This is a genomic window from Mycolicibacterium llatzerense, from assembly GCF_000878195.1.
In the GTDB taxonomy this organism is placed as follows: domain Bacteria; phylum Actinomycetota; class Actinomycetes; order Mycobacteriales; family Mycobacteriaceae; genus Mycobacterium; species Mycobacterium llatzerense.
Genome location: NZ_JXST01000011.1, coordinates 12,859 through 27,117, shown reverse-complemented (window position 1 = coordinate 27,117; position 14,259 = coordinate 12,859). Strand labels below are relative to the sequence as shown.

Sequence of the window (14,259 nt, the reverse complement as noted above, 5' to 3'; positions counted from 1 at the left end):
CGTGCGCAAACGCGTCGTCATCGCCGGGCTGGGGGATAGCGGCATCCTCGCGGCCGTCCGGCTGGCCCGGCACGCCGATGTCGTCGGCATCTCGGTCAAAGACGGGCTGGTCAGCGGGCAGGAGCTTGGCATGCGGGTGTCGCGGCCGCACGACTGGGCGCGGGACTACTTCATCGGTTTCCGCCGGTTCCGGGGCCTCGATCCGGCGCGCATCGTGCACGGTGCCTTGACCGGTGCCGATCTGGACGCCCGCACGGTCACGGTCGTGGCAGCCGACGGCACCGAGACCATCGAGCCGTTCGACGTGTTGCTCATTTCCACCGGAACCACCAACGGGTTCTGGCGCCGGCCCACGCTGCAGACGGCCGATGACGTCGCGGCGGAACTGCGGGACACCCACGAGCGGCTGGCCGGTGCCCGGCGCGTCGCCGTGGTGGGTGGCGGTGCCACGGCGGTGAGCAGTGCGGGGAATCTGGCTCGCACCTGGCCCGACAAGTTGATCGACCTGTATTTCCCTGGCGCCCAAATACTTCCGGGCTACCACTCCGGAACCCAGGTGCGCGTCGCGCAGCGGCTGGCCGAACTCGGCGTCCGGCTGCAGCTCGGGCATCGCGCGGTCCTACCCCCGGATCGCGACGAAATAACCACCGGACCAATCGAATTCAGTACCGGCCAACCGGACGCCGACGTTGATGCGGTGCTGTGGGCCGTCGGCCGGGTGCGGCCCAACACCGCGTGGCTACCGTCGGAGATTCTCGACGACGACGGCTTCGTCACTGTCACCCCGGAGCTGGCGGTACCCGGACATCCGGGGGTCTTCGCGGTCGGCGATGTCGCGGCCACCGATCCGCTGCGGACGTCGGCCCGCAATGGCGGCGGTGCACTGGTGGCACGAAACATCCTGGCCCAGTTGAAGTCTGGCAAACTGCGCCGCTACCGCCCGCCGTCCGTGCGCTGGGGTTCAGTGCTCGGCCCGCAGCCGGACGGACTGGAGGTGTTCACCCCGTGGGGACAGGCGGTCCGGTTCCCCGCGTGGACCGTCGACCGAGTCCTGCAACGTTTCGTGGTGCGCCGCCAGCTGTATCGGGGTGTTCGGGACTAGGGTCGTTTTTCGATATCGGCCTGTTGATCGACATCACTGGCGGCCACGGACTGTTGTGTCCCGATTTTTGTCGGACCCCTCTGCGATGATGGTGTTATGTCCACCGCAACAACGGCTTTCGATGTTGAGGCGTCGCCGTGTGAGCGGATGGATGCGTACTTCGCGGAGATCGGTGAGCTGACCGGGCAGCGCAACGCGATCGACGCGCGGCTGGTGCAGATTGCGGCCGAGATCGACCGCGACGGGCTGTGGGGTGCGATCGGTGCCCGGTCGCTCACGTCGTTGGTGGCGTGGAAAACGGGTGTGTCGCCGCGCAACGCGGAAGTCCTGGTTGCGGTCGCGCACCGGCTCGAGGAATTCCCGCGTTGCGCTGAGGCGATGCGAGAGGGTCGGTTGTCGTTGGATCAGGTCGGCGTCGTCGCCGAACACGCCGCTGACGGTTCTGATGAGCATTACGCCCAGTTCGCGGCCAGCACCACGGTCACCCAACTGCGCACGGCGGTGAAACTGGAACCGCGACCCGAGCCCGAGCCGAAGCCGGATCCTGAGCGGTCGATCAAGAAGACCACCCACGACGACGGGTCCACGACCTACACGATCCGGTTGCCGAAGCTGGAGGCCGCCAAGCTCGACGCCGCCATCGCATCCCACCAGGATGCGTTGGTCGCTGACTGGAAACGTGACCACGAGAACGACGAGCGTGTGTCGGATGAGGCGCCGCCGTTCCCGAATCAGGTGGACGGGTTCATGAGCGTGGTCGAATCCGGCTGGGACACCGATGTCGCGCGCCGCCAGCATGGGCAGCACACCACGATTGTCGTGCATCTGGATCTCGACCACGACAGTGCCGCAGTGCATCTGGGGTCGGTGCTCACCGATGACGAACGTCGAATGTTGTTGTGTGATGCGACGTGCGAGGTGTGGCTCGAGAAGCACGGTCAGCCGATCGGTGCCGGACGCAGCACCCGCACCATCAGCCGCCGGCTGCGCCGCGCCCTCGAGCACCGCGATCGGTGCTGCGTCGTCCCCGGGTGCGGGGCCACCCGGGGCTTGCATGCGCACCACATCATCCATTGGGAGGACGGCGGCGTCACCGAACTGCGCAACCTGGTGTTGGTATGTCCCTACCACCACCGGCTGCATCACCGAGGTGGCATCACCATCACCGGCCCCGCCGACCGACTCGTCGTGACCGACGCGGCCGGACAACCACTGAGCAACCGATCACTGGCCCGGCCACCCACCACACCGCCGCCTGATGTGCCGCCGTGCCCCGGACCCACCGGGGAACGCGCCCAATGGTGGTGGTACCAACCGTTCGAACCACCACCAACACCGTCAACCAACTAGACCGCCACCCCGCAACACCGCGGGTCGCATACGGCTGGCCACCAAAGGAATTCGCGCCTGCTGGAGGTCTGTCGAATCGGGTTCAGGTCAAGGGCGATGATGGCGCAGGTCGGCAGCTCGACTGAGTCCCAACGAAACTCACCAGGTGTCGACGAAACCCCGGCGCGGCGGTAGCCCCGCCGGCGCGGCCGTCGCCAGCGTCGCGGCGATCAGGGACCGGGTCTCGGCGGGGTCGATGACGTCGTCGATCTCGAACATCGACGCCGAGTTGAGCGCAGCGGCATTGGCCTGCGCGGCGGCGGTCGCATCCCGCACCGCCTGCTCACGGGCGTCGTCGTCCGCGATCGCCTCAAGTTCCTTGCGCAGCCCCAGCCGCACGGCGCCTTCGAGCCCCATCGGCCCGAGATGCGCCCCGGGCCACGCCACCGTCAACAGCGGCTCATGCAGGCTGCCACCGCACATCGCCTGTGCGCCAAGGCCGTAGCCGCGACGGAGGATCACCGCGATGAGCGGGACCCGCAGCGCCGCACCGGCGACCAACAGCCGCGACCCGCGCCGCACCAGCGCTTCGGCCTCGGCCGCGGGACCCACCATGAATCCCGGGCAGTCGACCAGCGACACCACGGGAATCCCGAAAGCGTCGCATAGTTGCAGGAAGCGGGCTGCCTTGTCGGACGCCGCCGCGGTGATGGCCCCGGCCATGACCATGGTGTTGTTGGCCAGCACCCCGACCGGCCGACCCTCGATGCGGGCCAGCGCGGTCACCAGCTCGGGGGCGAACTTCTCCCGCAGGAACGTGACCGAGCCCTCGTCGGCGAGCGTCTCGATGATCGGCGCGACTCGGTAGGCGCGCCTGGCGCGCTCGGGAATGATTGTGCGCAAAGCATTTTGGTCTGACTCTGCGCCGGGAGTGGTGGGCCCCCGGAAGTAGCCGAGCAACTTCCGGGCAACCGAGACTGCCTCGGCCTCGTCGGGTACCACCACGTCGACGACACCGTTGGGAGCCTGCACCGAGATCGGGCCGACGGCGTCCGGTGCGATGTCACCGAGGCCGCCGCCGGCGATCATCGCCGGGCCGCCCATGCCGATCGAGGTGTCCTCGGTCGCGACGATCAAATCTGAACAGCCCGCGATCACGGCATTGCCGGCAAAACAGCGGCCCTTCACCACGGCGATGCGCGGCACCACCCCGGACAAGCCGGCCCACAGCGCGAACGCCCGGACATCCAGAGACGACACCGTCGGGTGGTCGGTATCGCCGGGGCGTCCACCACCGCCCTCGGCGAAGAACACCGTGGGCAGCTTCATCCGGTCGATCAGTTCGAACAGCCGGTCCTTCTTGAGGTGCCCGAGGGCGCCCTGGGTGCCGGCCAGCACGGTGTAGTCGTAGGACAGCACCGCGCAGGGGTGGCCGTCGACGTGCGCGGTGCCCGCTACGAGGCCGTCTGCGGGGGTGCGCGCGATCAGGTCGTCGAGCTCACGTCGCGCGCGCTGGGCGGCGATCGCAAAGCGCCCGTATTCGACGAAGCTGCCGTCGTCGACCAGGTCGAGGACGTTCTCGCGGGCCGTGCGTCCACCGGCGTCATGTCGACGCTGCACGGCGTCCGGCCGGGCCGCATCCTCGGTGAGCGCGCGCCGGCGCAGGAGTTCGGTGTGATCGTCGCGGAACGGTACTTCGGGCATTGGGCCGGGCATGGGGACAGCCTGCCAGGCGGCGCAGGTGGGGGTGGGGCATGATCGAGCCATGCAATCCACAGCAACCACCACTGTTGCCCGCCCGATCGACGCTGTTTGGGCGACCCTGATCGACCATGAGGGCATGTCCAACTGGGGCCCGGGTATCTCCGTGACCATCGATCAGCCCGGCACCCCGGCGCCGAACGGCCTCGGCGCCGTCCGCCGTATCTCGGCGCCCGGACCGGCACCGGCGATCGTCGAAGAGGTCGTGACCTTCGACGCGCCCAACGTGTTCGGTTACAAGGCCCGCTCCGGCGTGCCGTTCCCGGGCTACTCGGGTGAGGTGCGGCTGACCTCCGAGGGGTCGGGCACCCGCATCGACTACACGCTGAACTCGACCGCGTCGTTCCCGCCGGTGAAGCTGGCGCTGACGGCCATCAACCAGGTCCTGCTGCGACTGTTCGCGAAGGCCGCCTCCAAGGCTTAGTCCACGCTCAACGGCCAGTTATGGCACGGATTCTGGTGAATTGCGTGCCGTAACTGGCCATTCGGCGTCTAGTGGAGTTCCCTGGCGATCGCGTCGAGCAGCGCCGGGTACCGGTTGGCCTCGGGATGCCCGCCGGGCTTGCCGCTGCTGACCACGGCCGCGGCCAAGTTCCGCTCCGGGTCGGCCCATACCGCGATGTTGGTCAGCCCGGTGTGTCCGAAGGCCTCGGGGGCGCCCCGGCCGAACGGGCCGAATCGCTTGGACCCCAGCATGTATCCGGTGCCCCAGCGCATCGGCATCAGTCCGACGGCGATGTCCGGCCGCAGTCGCCGGCAAGGGGTGGTCGCGGCGCGCAGCGTTTCCGGCTTCACCACTCGAACTCCATCGAGTTCCCCGCCGCGACACAGCATTTCGGCGAAGCGGGACAGTTCGACGGCATTCGACACGGTGCTCGACGACGGCACCACGCTGGTCAGGAAGTCCGGGGTGTTGCTGAACGGGATGATCTGGCTCGGGGTGCCGCCGACGGCCTTCTTGAAGGCTGCCGCCATCGGTGCGGGCAGCGGCTTGCCGGTGACGTGGCTCGGCGCGACCAGCGGAACATCTTCCGGCGCAACACCGTAATTGGTCCAGCGGAAGCCCAGCGGGTCGAGGATCTCGGTGGCCAGGATGTCGCGGATGCTGCGACCCGTTGCGGCCGAGACGATCTCGCGAATCAGCGGCCCCCAGGTGAGGCCGTGGTACATGTGCACCAGGCCCGGCCGGTAGATCGGCCGCAGATTGCCCAGCATCTCGCGGGCGTACTCGCTGTCGTTCATCCGCTTGAGGTCCGGCCGCGGGCCGGTGGCCAACGGAACCCCGGCGCTGTGGGTCACGACGTGCCGCACGGTGGTGCGGTCCTTGCCGTGGCTGGTGTACGTCGGCAGGTAGTCGCAGACGCGGGCGTCCAGATCGAGCTCACCGCGCTCGACGAGCATGTGCACCACCGTCGTGCTGATCGCCTTGGCCGCCGAGTACACGCAGAACGGGGTGTCGACGCCGACGGGGATCTGCTCGGCGTCGACCGGATCGTCCGGTCCGTTGCCCCAACCGTGACCGATCGCGCGGTTGAGCACCACCCGACCGTTCTGGCGCAGGCAAACCTGGATGGCCGGGTGCATACCCGCCGCGTACCAGTGCTGTGCGGACTGCCAAATCCGTTCCACCGCTTGGGGATCGACGCTCGAGTGATCCTCGGCTCCGATTGCCGTGACCGAGTCCAGGTCGGTTGGTACCCGAATGCGGCCGGTTTGAGGCTCGGTCATGCGTCCTTCCGATGCAGAACTGCCGCGAGGTGGTGGCGCAGCGGGATGCCCACCGCTGCCATCCGGACGTTGTAGCTCAACGTGTCTCCGTCGAGCCGGAACCAACGACGCAGGGCGTCAACCTCTTTCGCGGAATCGGTGCGCCCGATGTTTGTGGTTTCGAGGTCCAGCACGAACTCCCCGTCGGTGCTGAGCGTGCCCTGCAGGATCTCGGTGATGCCGGTGGGGTGGGCCAGCACCCACTCGATGCGGCCCGGCGCGGGCACGCGCAGGTAGCCGGTCTCAGCATGCAGCGGACGGCCGTCATCGGCCGCCTTGGTCCGCTGGCTGTAGGCCAGGAACGGCTTTCCGACGTGGCCGAAGGTGACCTCTTCGAGGTAGTCGAACGAGGGGATCGTCGGGTACTCGCCGGAGCCGGTGCCCGCCCAGGTGCCCAGCAGCGGTGCCAGGACCGCGACGTCGGGATGCAGATCGGGCATCTCGGTTACTTGGTTCCGACGGTCAGCAGATCGGAGACGATGAGCGTCAACACCGCCGGTCGTTTCACCCGGTGCTGCTCCGAGACGGTGAAACCGGCACCTTCGAACAGTGCCCGCATTGCCGAGGGCGACGGGCCATGTGCGGGGTTCAACAGGTGCGATGTCAATGTGTGCAACGGCAGCTCTCGCCGCGCGCTGAAGGTGGTGACGGCCGCGATACCGCCCGGCTTGAGCACCCGATGGAACTCGCGCAGCGCGGCAGGGTGATCGAAGAAGTGAAACGCGGAGGTCGTGACGACCGCGTCCAGCGCGCCGTCGTTGAACGGCAGGTCCTCGGCCGGGGCGGTGAGCCAGGTGACGTTCGAGGACCGCGCCTTGGCCTGGGCCAGCATGCCCTCGGACATGTCCACCCCGGTCACGACGGCGCCCAGCTCACGCTGGATCCGGTCGGCGAAGATGCCGGTGCCGCAGCCGATATCGGCGATGGTCAGGGAGTCGTGCGCGCGCAGCTCTGCCAGGACCTCGTCCTGCGCGGGTTCGTAGACCCAGCGCTGCAGTACTTGGGTGTCGTAGGCGGGAGCGGCGAAGCTCCAGAATCGGGTGACGGTCTCATTGAATCCCCGGCGTTGAACCATGGCCTCAGCCTAGGCGCGCCGCGTATTGGGCTGATAGATACGCTGCCGCTTTATGAGTTCTACTGCGCCCAGCTGGATTGCCCAGCTCCTCGACTTTGCGCGCGACGGGGACACCTTCATCGCACCGCAGCCGACCGAGGGGCCGGGACGCTCCCTGTTCGGCGGGCTGATCGCCGCGCAGGCGCTCGGCGCGGCCGGCCGCACCGTCGAGCCGGACAAGCTCCCGCAGTCGCTGCACCTCTACTTCGTCCGCGGTGGCCAGTACGGCATCGACGTGGAGTTTCACGTGGAACGGACCCGCGACGGCCGGTCGTTCGACACGCGGCGCGTCACCGCGAAACAGGAAGGCAAGACGATCCTGGAGATGATCGCGTCGTTCCACGTCCCCGAACCCGGCGCCGACTGGCAGCGCCCCGAAGTCCTGGGCGTCGAGTTCGACGTGGCAGTGCCCAAAGAGCCGAGCCTGACCGCCGCCGACTTCTTCGATATTCGGGTACGGCCCGACGACGTCGGGGCCTTCGCGGTGCCCCCGTTCTGGATCCGCACCAAAGACGAGATCGAGGACGACGCCTTGATCCGGGCGTGCACGCTGACCTTCATGTCCGACTTCGGGCCGGTGCCTGTCGCGCGGCCTGACGGCACGGATCTGCGTCAGGGCTTCGCCGCCAGCCTGGACCACGCGGTGTGGTTCCACCGGCCGTTCGTCCCGCGCGACTGGCACCGCTACGAGGTCACCCGGCTGAACAACACCGACTCCCGCGGGCTGGTGACCGGAGCCCTGTACGACACTGGTGGGGTGCTGATCGCCAGCACCAGCCAGGAAGCCCTGTGGCGGCTGTAGTCCGGAGAAGATGATGACTGCCCCGACGCCGACCTGCTATCGGCATCCCAGCCGCCCGACGTATGTGAGCTGCAGCCGCTGCGCCCGACCCATCTGCCCGGACTGTATGACCGCAGCCGCCGTCGGCCAGCAGTGCCCGGAGTGCGTCAACGAAGGCAAGCGGTCGGTGCGTCAGGCCCGGACCCACTTCGGTGGACGGATCACCCAGGGCGCGTTGGTCACCTACACGCTGATCGCGGTCAACGTGGTGATGTTCGTGCTACAGCACACCTCGACGCAGATGCAGCAGGACCTGGTGCTGTGGCCGCCCGCCGTGGCCGACGGCCAGTACTACCGCCTGGCCTCGTCGGCCTTCCTGCACTACGGCCTGGCGCACATCGTGTTCAACATGTGGGCGCTGTGGGCCGTCGGGCCACAGCTGGAACAGTGGCTGGGGCGCTTGCGTTTCGGGCTGCTGTACGGCCTCAGCGGCCTGGGCGGCTCGGTGCTGGTGTACCTGCTGTCGCCGCTGAACTCGGCGACGGCCGGCGCGTCGGGCGCGATTTTCGGTTTGTTCGGCGCGACGTTCGTGTTGTTCCGCAGGCTGCAGCTCGACGTCCGCGGGATTGTCGGCCTGATCGTCATCAACCTGGTCATCACCTTCGTGCTGCCCGCGGTCAGCTCGCAGTCGATCAGTTGGCAGGGTCACGTCGGCGGGTTGGTCACCGGCACCCTGGTGGCGGCGGTCTTCGCGTATGTGCCTGCGCGGCAACGACTCCTGGCGCTGATCTCGGTGACCGCGGTGCTGCTGGTGCTGTTCGTCGGATTGGTCTTGTTGCGGACTGATCAGCTGCTGACGATGTTCGGGCTGCGTCAGGGGTAAGGCAGCAGCGCCATCTCCCGGGCGTTCTTGATCGCGGTGGCAACCTGCCGTTGCTGCTGGACCGTCAGGCCCGTCACTCGCCGGGACCGGATCTTGCCGCGCTCGGAGATGAACAGCCGCAAGTTGGCCGTGTCCTTGTAGTCGAGCTGGTCCACGCCGAGCTTGGTCAGCATGTTCTTGACCGGACGCTTCGCCTCGGTCGGGCGCCGGGTGGGTTTGCGCTTGGCCATCACCAGCTCGCTTTCCGGATGCCGGGCAGCTGTCCTTCGTGCGCCATTTCACGCACCCGGACCCGGGAGAGGCCGAACTTGCGCAGATGGCCGCGCGGACGGCCGTCAACCGCGTCGCGGTTGCGCACCCGCACCGCGCTGGCATCACGCGGCTGGCGGGCCAGCTCCCGCATGGCGGTGGACTGCTCGTCGACAGTGCTCGACGGGGACGTGATGATTGCCTTGAGCTCGGCCCGGCGCTCGGCGTAGCGGGCGACGGTCAGCCGGCGCTGCTCGTTCTTGGCGATCTTGGATTTCTTGGCCATGGTCAGCGCTCCTCTCGGAAGTCGACGTGCTTGCGGATGATCGGGTCGTACTTGCGCAGCACCAACCGATCGGGATCGTTGCGCCGGTTCTTGCGGGTGACGTAGGTGTAGCCGGTGCCCGCGGTGGACTTCAGCTTCACCACAGGACGAATATCTGTGCGGGACATCTAGATTCGCACTCCGTCCCGGCGCAGCCGGGCCACCACGGCTTCGATGCCGTCCCGGTCGATCACCTTGATGCCCTTGGCGCTGACCTGGAGCCGGACGCTCCGGCCTTCCGAGGGCAGGTAGTAGGTCTTGCTCTGGATGTTCGGGTTCCACCGACGCGAGGTGCGCCGGTTGGAGTGCGAAACCGTGTTGCCGAAGCCGGGCTTGCGCCCGGTGACCTGGCAGTGCGCTGACATGCTCCATCCTTAATGAAAATCATTTTCGACAAGTGCCGGTCGCCACTGTAGCGTGACGGCAACAGAATTGAAAATGATTGTCGATAAGGGGTGGCGATGAGGACGCCGGTGATCGTCGTGGCTGGTCAGGGACCGACCGGATACGTGACCGAGGAACTAGTGAAGGTGCCGGGCACGGTGCTCGTGGAGCACCAGTTCGACGGTCACGTCGTGCGCCGTCGCACCATCACGGCACCGCACGGCATCGTCAACGAGACGGAAGCGGCCCTGGAACTGGCCCACGGCTGCGTGTCCTGCACCGTCCGCAACGACCTGCTGATCTACCTGCGCCTGCTGCACCGGCGCGACGACGTCCACCGAATCGTCGTCCACCTGGAGCCGTGGATGGAACCCGAGCCGATCTGCTGGGCCATCAACCACGTTCGGGTGCACGTCGGCCCCGGGTACATCGACGGGCCGGCCGCGCGGGACGTGGCGATCGCCGGCGTGGTGACGTGCATCGAGGCCGCCGACTGGCTCACCGACGCGCTGGGCGACGACGAGCTGCCCGACGGCCGGACCGTCGCGCAGGTGGCCGTGGGGCAGGCCGAATTCGCCGACGTCCTGGTGCTGACCCATGCCGAACCCGTCCTGCTCGCGGTATGCCGCCGACTCGCGCCGCGGGCGCAGCTCATCACCGAGCCCGCATTGGTTGATCAAGCGCTGCGCACCGTGTGGCCGGACGCCAGGCTGGGTCGCGCCGACGAGCCGCACGGGCCGCTGCTGGCCGGGCAGCCCAGCCTGAATCCCGAAGGGCCCGTTCAGCTTGTCGAGTTCAACTCGCGCCGGCCGTTCCACCCCGAGCGTCTGCACGACGCCATCGATCACCTCCTGGACGGCGTGATCCGGACCCGCGGCCGGATGTGGCTGGCCAACCGGCCCGACCACGTCATGTGGCTGGAGTCGGCCGGTGGCGGCCTGCGTGTCAGCAATGCCGGCCGATGGATCGCCGCGATGACCGTCAGTGAAGCGGCCTACCTGGACCGCGAGCGACGAGCCCTGGCAGACCTCATGTGGGACAACGAATTCGGCGACCGGCACACTGCGATGACGATCCTGGTGTGCGGCGCGCGGCCCGCTGACGTGACCGCCGCGCTGAACGACGCCCTGCTCACCGACGAGGAGTTCGCCGCGCGGGACGCCTGGTCCGGCTACCCGGATCCGTTCGGCGACTGGCACCAGGAGCCGTGCACGACCGGCGATGTGACCGTAGTCGGCGATGGCACCGATCACGGCATGGCGTGACCCGTTCTGGACTCGATAGCCAAACGCATTGATAACAAGGCGATCACGTGGCGCGTTGGTCACCGGGGCCGTGTCGGCTCGGCGTTAGTTTTCACTCGTGTTGGCGACTCTGGTTGGCAGGAATTTCGGCGTGAAACTGCGGCGACTCGCGGTGGCGGCTGTCGCCGCCCTGGCGGTCCCGGGAATGGCGATGCCCGCGGCGCTGCCGCAGGCGCATGCTGCCGCGAAAGCGGTTGAGGTGCTGAACATTCCGTCACCCGCGATGGGGCGCGACATCAAGGTTCAGTTCCAGGGCGGTGGGCCGCACGCGGTCTACCTGCTCGACGGTCTGCGCGCCCAGGACGACGCCAGCGGCTGGGACATCAACACCGCCGCGTTCGAGTGGTACTACCAGTCCGGCGTCTCGATGGTGATGCCCGTCGGCGGACAGTCCAGCTTCTACACCGACTGGTACCAGCCCGCGACCAACTCGGGCGGTGTCACCACCTACAAGTGGGAGACGTTCCTGACCCAGGAGCTGCCGGCCTGGCTCGCGGCGAACCGCGGCGTGCAGCCGACCGGCAACGCCGTCGTCGGTCTGTCGATGTCCGGTGGCTCGGCGCTGACCCTGGCCACCTGGCACCCTGCGCAGTTCATCTTCGCCGGTTCGCTGTCGGGCTTCCTCAACCCGTCGCAAGGCCTGTGGCCCACCCTGATCGGCTTCGCCATGAAGGACGCCGGCGGTTACAACCCGACCCAGATGTGGGGCATCGCCAGCGACCCGGCGTGGCGGCGCAACGACCCGACCGTCAACGTCCAGCAGCTGGTGGCCAACAACACCGCCATCTGGGTGTACTGCGGCAACGGCACGCCGTCCGACCTCGACACCCCGGGTGACATGGGAATTCTGTACAGCGCCCAGTTCCTGGAGAACCTGACGATCAGCTCGAACCGGGACTTCCAGAAGGTGTACCAGCAGGCCGGTGGCCGCAACGCGGTCTTCAACTTCCCGAAGGACGGCACGCACAGCTGGGGCTACTGGGGCCAGCAGCTGCAGGCCATGAAGCCTGACCTGCTGCGCGTGCTGGGTGTGGGTGCTCCGGTTCCGCCGCCGGCTCCTGCCCTGGCCCCGGCTCCTGTGCCGGCACCTGCCGCGATCCCGGCGCCCGTTGCAATGGCGGCGCCTGTTGCGGTCCCCGCGGCTGTGCCTGTTGCGGCTCCTGCCGCCGTTCCCGCTGCGGCTCCGGCCGCGGTTCCGGCGCCTGCTGCGGCGGCTGCCCCGCCGGTCACCGGTGGGCTGGTGCTCGCGCCGACGGGCTAGATCGGCAAGACTCAGGGGTCGGATTCGACTCCTGAAAGGGCGGGACAACCGTGCAGACCACGATCATCCACGGGCCGGGCGACATTCGATTCGAAGAGCGCCCGGATCCGCAGATTCAGTCACCGAGCGACGCAGTGGTCCGGGTGGTGCGGACCTGCGTGTGCGGTTCGGACCTGTGGCCGTACCGCGGGGTGCGCCCGACGCCTGCGCCGCACCCGATCGGACATGAGTTCATCGGGATCGTGGAAGCTGTCGGCGCCGAGGTCAGGAATGTGCGCGTCGGGGATTTCGTCATCTCGCCGTTCACCGACAGCGACGGCACCTGTGTGCACTGTCGCAACGGGATCACCACCTCGTGCGTCAACTTCGGGGTGTGGGGCGGCACCGCCAAGACCGGCGAGCCGCTCGACGGGGCCCAAGGCGAATACGTCCGGGTGCCTTTCGCCGACGGCACTCTTGTCACAGTGCCGGAATCGCCTGACGCAGAACTGTTCCCGCACCTGCTGACCCTGGCCGACGTCATGTCCACCGGTCACCACGCCGCGCGGTCCGGGAACGTGCAACCCGGTGCCACCGTGGTGGTGGTGGGCGACGGCGCCGTCGGGCTGTGCGCCGTGCTGGCCTCGAAACGCCTTGGTGCGGAACGGATCATCGCGATGTCGCGGCACGAAGACCGGCAGCGTCTGGCACGTGCGTTCGGTGCCACGGACATCGTCGCGGAACGGGGCGATGACGGGATCGCGGCCATCGAGGAACTGCTCGGCGGTATCGGGGCCGACTCGGTGCTGGAATGTGTCGGTACCAAGGATTCGATGCACCAAGCACTCGGCGCGGTCCGTCCCGGTGGCTATCTGGGCTTCGTCGGCGTGCCGGCCGGCGCGCCCGAACTGCCGATGCAGCAACTGTTCAGCACCAACATCCACGTCGCGGGCGGCATCGCGCCCGTCCGCCCCTACCTCGCCGAACTGCTGCCCGACGTGCTGTCCGGTGCCATCGAGCCCGGCCGGGTGTTCGACCTGTCCCTGCCGCTGGCTCAGGTCGCCGACGCGTACACGGCGATGGATCAGCGCACGGCCATCAAGGTTCTACTCGAGCCCTGATCAGGCCGGCCGGACCAGATGGTCCTCGCCTCCCACGTACACGGTGTCGCGCAGGTCGCGTCCGGCGGCGGCGACGGTGATGGCGGTGGCGAATTCCTCGATGGTCGGCAGCGGTCCCTGGCTGCGGCGGGCGCCGACCGCCTCGGGATCGCGACGTTCGTACAACCGGGCGATGATCGTGCCTTCGATCATGTCGCCCGAGACGACGGTGAATCCGATTCGGCACCGGTCGAATTCGGGTCGCAGTGCCCGTAGCGCGTCTTCACCGGCCCGCTTGCTGGCCGCGATCGGCACGTAGTCGTCGGGCACGGGCAGGTGCGGATAGCAGTGGGCTTCGTGGCTGGTGACGAACACGATCTGCGCACCGGCGGGCATCAGGGGGAGCGCCAGGTCGACGAGCCGCAGCTGCGCGTCGCGGTTCAGCCGCATCGCGTAGTCGGGCGCGGCGCCGAACTCCAGGCCGCCGGAGGCGTTGAGCACCAGCATGTCCAGGCGCCCGAACCGGCTGTCGATGCGGTCGATCATGGCTTTGGCGGCAGCGGCGTCGGACACGTCGGCGCCGATCGTGGAGGCTTGCCCGCCGGCCGCGCGGATGCCGTCGACGACGGCGTTGGCGCGCTTGGCCTTCTCCCGATAGTTCACCAGGACATGGGTGTCCGGCCCGGCGAGCTGGTGGGCCACGGCGGCTCCGATGCCGCGGGAAGCTCCGGTGACGAGCGCGATCCTGGGGTGCATGGCTTCGACCGTACCCCAAACTTAAGAAAGATAAGGGAAATCTAAGGTAACGGTAAATGCGTTGTCGGGCGCTTTGGCTGGACGCGGCTCGCGACTGGGACGGACAGTCCCGCTCGACTACCCTTTGGGCGTGACGTTTCCGGTGACGCCAGTGGCGCGGTACG

At 68.1% G+C, this 14,259-nt stretch carries 17 protein-coding genes; 8 read left to right on the top strand and 9 right to left on the bottom strand.

Annotation, left to right across the window (positions count from 1 at the left end):
• The first annotated feature begins 1 nt into the window (after position 1).
• A complete protein-coding gene (locus tag TL10_RS09690; protein ID WP_043985489.1) occupies positions 2 to 1,102 on the top strand; it encodes an FAD-dependent oxidoreductase in 1,101 nt (366 codons plus the stop codon).
• A 96-nt stretch (positions 1,103 to 1,198) separates the two neighbouring features.
• Positions 1,199 to 2,452, top strand: coding sequence for an HNH endonuclease signature motif containing protein (locus tag TL10_RS09685; RefSeq protein ID WP_043985488.1), 1,254 nt, complete (start codon positions 1,199 to 1,201; stop codon positions 2,450 to 2,452).
• Positions 2,453 to 2,590: 138 nt separating this feature from the next.
• Here the strand turns inward: TL10_RS09685 and TL10_RS09680 are convergent, their stop codons facing one another.
• Positions 2,591 to 4,135 (bottom strand): acyl-CoA carboxylase subunit beta, encoded by a 1,545-nt coding sequence (locus tag TL10_RS09680; protein WP_043985487.1) that lies wholly within the window; start codon positions 4,133 to 4,135, stop codon positions 2,591 to 2,593.
• Between the two features lie 61 nt (positions 4,136 to 4,196).
• Here TL10_RS09680 and TL10_RS09675 point away from each other — a divergent pair, with 61 nt between their 5' ends.
• Complete coding sequence (locus TL10_RS09675) at positions 4,197 to 4,616, top strand: SRPBCC family protein (RefSeq protein WP_043402312.1); 420 nt, start codon at positions 4,197 to 4,199, stop codon at positions 4,614 to 4,616.
• Positions 4,617 to 4,684: 68 nt separating this feature from the next.
• Here the strand turns inward: TL10_RS09675 and lipE are convergent, their stop codons facing one another.
• From lipE to TL10_RS09660, 3 genes are read right to left on the bottom strand one after another with little or no spacing between them, the layout of a single operon-like run.
• On the bottom strand, positions 4,685 to 5,920 hold the full coding sequence (gene lipE / locus TL10_RS09670; RefSeq protein ID WP_043985486.1) for a lipase LipE: 1,236 nt from the start codon (positions 5,918 to 5,920) through the stop codon (positions 4,685 to 4,687).
• On the bottom strand, positions 5,917 to 6,399 hold the full coding sequence (locus TL10_RS09665; protein WP_043985485.1) for a peroxynitrite isomerase: 483 nt from the start codon (positions 6,397 to 6,399) through the stop codon (positions 5,917 to 5,919). The genes lipE and TL10_RS09665 overlap by 4 nt, the downstream gene beginning before the upstream one ends.
• Positions 6,400 to 6,404: 5 nt before the next feature.
• Entirely contained in the window at positions 6,405 to 7,034 is a 630-nt protein-coding gene (locus TL10_RS09660) for a class I SAM-dependent methyltransferase (protein WP_043402319.1), read from the bottom strand.
• Positions 7,035 to 7,086: 52 nt separating this feature from the next.
• Here TL10_RS09660 and TL10_RS09655 point away from each other — a divergent pair, with 52 nt between their 5' ends.
• Together TL10_RS09655 and TL10_RS09650 are read left to right on the top strand one after the other, a co-directional pair.
• Positions 7,087 to 7,875, top strand: a complete 789-nt coding sequence (locus TL10_RS09655) for an acyl-CoA thioesterase (RefSeq protein WP_043985484.1) — start codon at positions 7,087 to 7,089, stop codon at positions 7,873 to 7,875.
• A gap of 13 nt (positions 7,876 to 7,888) precedes the next feature.
• Positions 7,889 to 8,737 (top strand): rhomboid family intramembrane serine protease, encoded by an 849-nt coding sequence (locus tag TL10_RS09650; RefSeq protein ID WP_043985566.1) that lies wholly within the window; start codon positions 7,889 to 7,891, stop codon positions 8,735 to 8,737.
• Here the strand turns inward: TL10_RS09650 and rpsR are convergent.
• From rpsR to rpmB, 4 genes are read right to left on the bottom strand one after another with little or no spacing between them, the layout of a single operon-like run.
• On the bottom strand, positions 8,728 to 8,967 hold the full coding sequence (gene rpsR / locus TL10_RS09645; protein WP_043985483.1) for a 30S ribosomal protein S18: 240 nt from the start codon (positions 8,965 to 8,967) through the stop codon (positions 8,728 to 8,730). The genes TL10_RS09650 and rpsR overlap by 10 nt on opposite strands.
• Positions 8,967 to 9,272 (bottom strand): 30S ribosomal protein S14, encoded by a 306-nt coding sequence (gene rpsN, locus TL10_RS09640; protein ID WP_043985482.1) that lies wholly within the window; start codon positions 9,270 to 9,272, stop codon positions 8,967 to 8,969. Before rpsN ends, rpsR begins: the two co-directional genes overlap by 1 nt.
• A 2-nt stretch (positions 9,273 to 9,274) precedes the next feature.
• Positions 9,275 to 9,439: a 50S ribosomal protein L33 gene (gene rpmG, locus TL10_RS09635; RefSeq protein WP_043402332.1), complete on the bottom strand. Its 165-nt coding sequence runs from the start codon at positions 9,437 to 9,439 to the stop codon at positions 9,275 to 9,277.
• Positions 9,440 to 9,676, bottom strand: a complete 237-nt coding sequence (gene rpmB / locus TL10_RS09630) for a 50S ribosomal protein L28 (protein WP_043985481.1) — start codon at positions 9,674 to 9,676, stop codon at positions 9,440 to 9,442.
• 96 nt (positions 9,677 to 9,772) lie between these two features.
• Here rpmB and mrf point away from each other — a divergent pair, with 96 nt between their 5' ends.
• The 3 genes from mrf (at position 9,773) to TL10_RS09615 (ending at position 13,360) form a co-directional block, all read left to right on the top strand.
• Complete coding sequence (gene mrf / locus TL10_RS09625; RefSeq protein ID WP_043985480.1) at positions 9,773 to 10,960, top strand: ribosome hibernation factor-recruiting GTPase MRF; 1,188 nt, start codon at positions 9,773 to 9,775, stop codon at positions 10,958 to 10,960.
• A gap of 184 nt (positions 10,961 to 11,144) precedes the next feature.
• Entirely contained in the window at positions 11,145 to 12,260 is a 1,116-nt protein-coding gene (locus TL10_RS09620) for an esterase family protein (protein ID WP_234711419.1), read from the top strand.
• A gap of 50 nt (positions 12,261 to 12,310) precedes the next feature.
• Complete coding sequence (locus TL10_RS09615) at positions 12,311 to 13,360, top strand: zinc-dependent alcohol dehydrogenase family protein (RefSeq protein ID WP_043402340.1); 1,050 nt, start codon at positions 12,311 to 12,313, stop codon at positions 13,358 to 13,360.
• Here TL10_RS09615 and TL10_RS09610 read toward each other — a convergent pair whose 3' ends face one another.
• The gene (locus TL10_RS09610) at positions 13,361 to 14,095 is read right to left on the bottom strand and encodes an SDR family oxidoreductase (RefSeq protein ID WP_043402343.1); all 735 of its coding nucleotides are present in this window, start codon (positions 14,093 to 14,095) and stop codon (positions 13,361 to 13,363) included.
• Positions 14,096 to 14,259: the final 164 nt, after the last annotated feature.

What these genes read in the sequence shown, in the direction of transcription:
- TL10_RS09680 (WP_043985487.1), bottom strand. Translation starts at nt 4,135, where the DNA reads ATGCCCGAAGTACCGTTCCGCGACGATCACACCGAACTCCTGCGCCGG.
- rpmG (WP_043402332.1), bottom strand. Translation starts at nt 9,439, where the DNA reads ATGTCCCGCACAGATATTCGTCCTGTGGTGAAGCTGAAGTCCACCGCG.
- rpsR (WP_043985483.1), bottom strand. Translation starts at nt 8,967, where the DNA reads ATGGCCAAGCGCAAACCCACCCGGCGCCCGACCGAGGCGAAGCGTCCG.
- TL10_RS09655 (WP_043985484.1), top strand. Translation starts at nt 7,087, where the DNA reads ATGAGTTCTACTGCGCCCAGCTGGATTGCCCAGCTCCTCGACTTTGCG.
- TL10_RS09620 (WP_234711419.1), top strand. Translation starts at nt 11,145, where the DNA reads ATGGCGATGCCCGCGGCGCTGCCGCAGGCGCATGCTGCCGCGAAAGCG.
- TL10_RS09675 (WP_043402312.1), top strand. Translation starts at nt 4,197, where the DNA reads ATGCAATCCACAGCAACCACCACTGTTGCCCGCCCGATCGACGCTGTT.
- rpmB (WP_043985481.1), bottom strand. Translation starts at nt 9,676, where the DNA reads ATGTCAGCGCACTGCCAGGTCACCGGGCGCAAGCCCGGCTTCGGCAAC.
- TL10_RS09610 (WP_043402343.1), bottom strand. Translation starts at nt 14,095, where the DNA reads ATGCACCCCAGGATCGCGCTCGTCACCGGAGCTTCCCGCGGCATCGGA.
- TL10_RS09660 (WP_043402319.1), bottom strand. Translation starts at nt 7,034, where the DNA reads ATGGTTCAACGCCGGGGATTCAATGAGACCGTCACCCGATTCTGGAGC.
- TL10_RS09685 (WP_043985488.1), top strand. Translation starts at nt 1,199, where the DNA reads ATGTCCACCGCAACAACGGCTTTCGATGTTGAGGCGTCGCCGTGTGAG.
- TL10_RS09665 (WP_043985485.1), bottom strand. Translation starts at nt 6,399, where the DNA reads ATGCCCGATCTGCATCCCGACGTCGCGGTCCTGGCACCGCTGCTGGGC.
- rpsN (WP_043985482.1), bottom strand. Translation starts at nt 9,272, where the DNA reads ATGGCCAAGAAATCCAAGATCGCCAAGAACGAGCAGCGCCGGCTGACC.
- TL10_RS09650 (WP_043985566.1), top strand. Translation starts at nt 7,889, where the DNA reads ATGACTGCCCCGACGCCGACCTGCTATCGGCATCCCAGCCGCCCGACG.
- mrf (WP_043985480.1), top strand. Translation starts at nt 9,773, where the DNA reads ATGAGGACGCCGGTGATCGTCGTGGCTGGTCAGGGACCGACCGGATAC.
- lipE (WP_043985486.1), bottom strand. Translation starts at nt 5,920, where the DNA reads ATGACCGAGCCTCAAACCGGCCGCATTCGGGTACCAACCGACCTGGAC.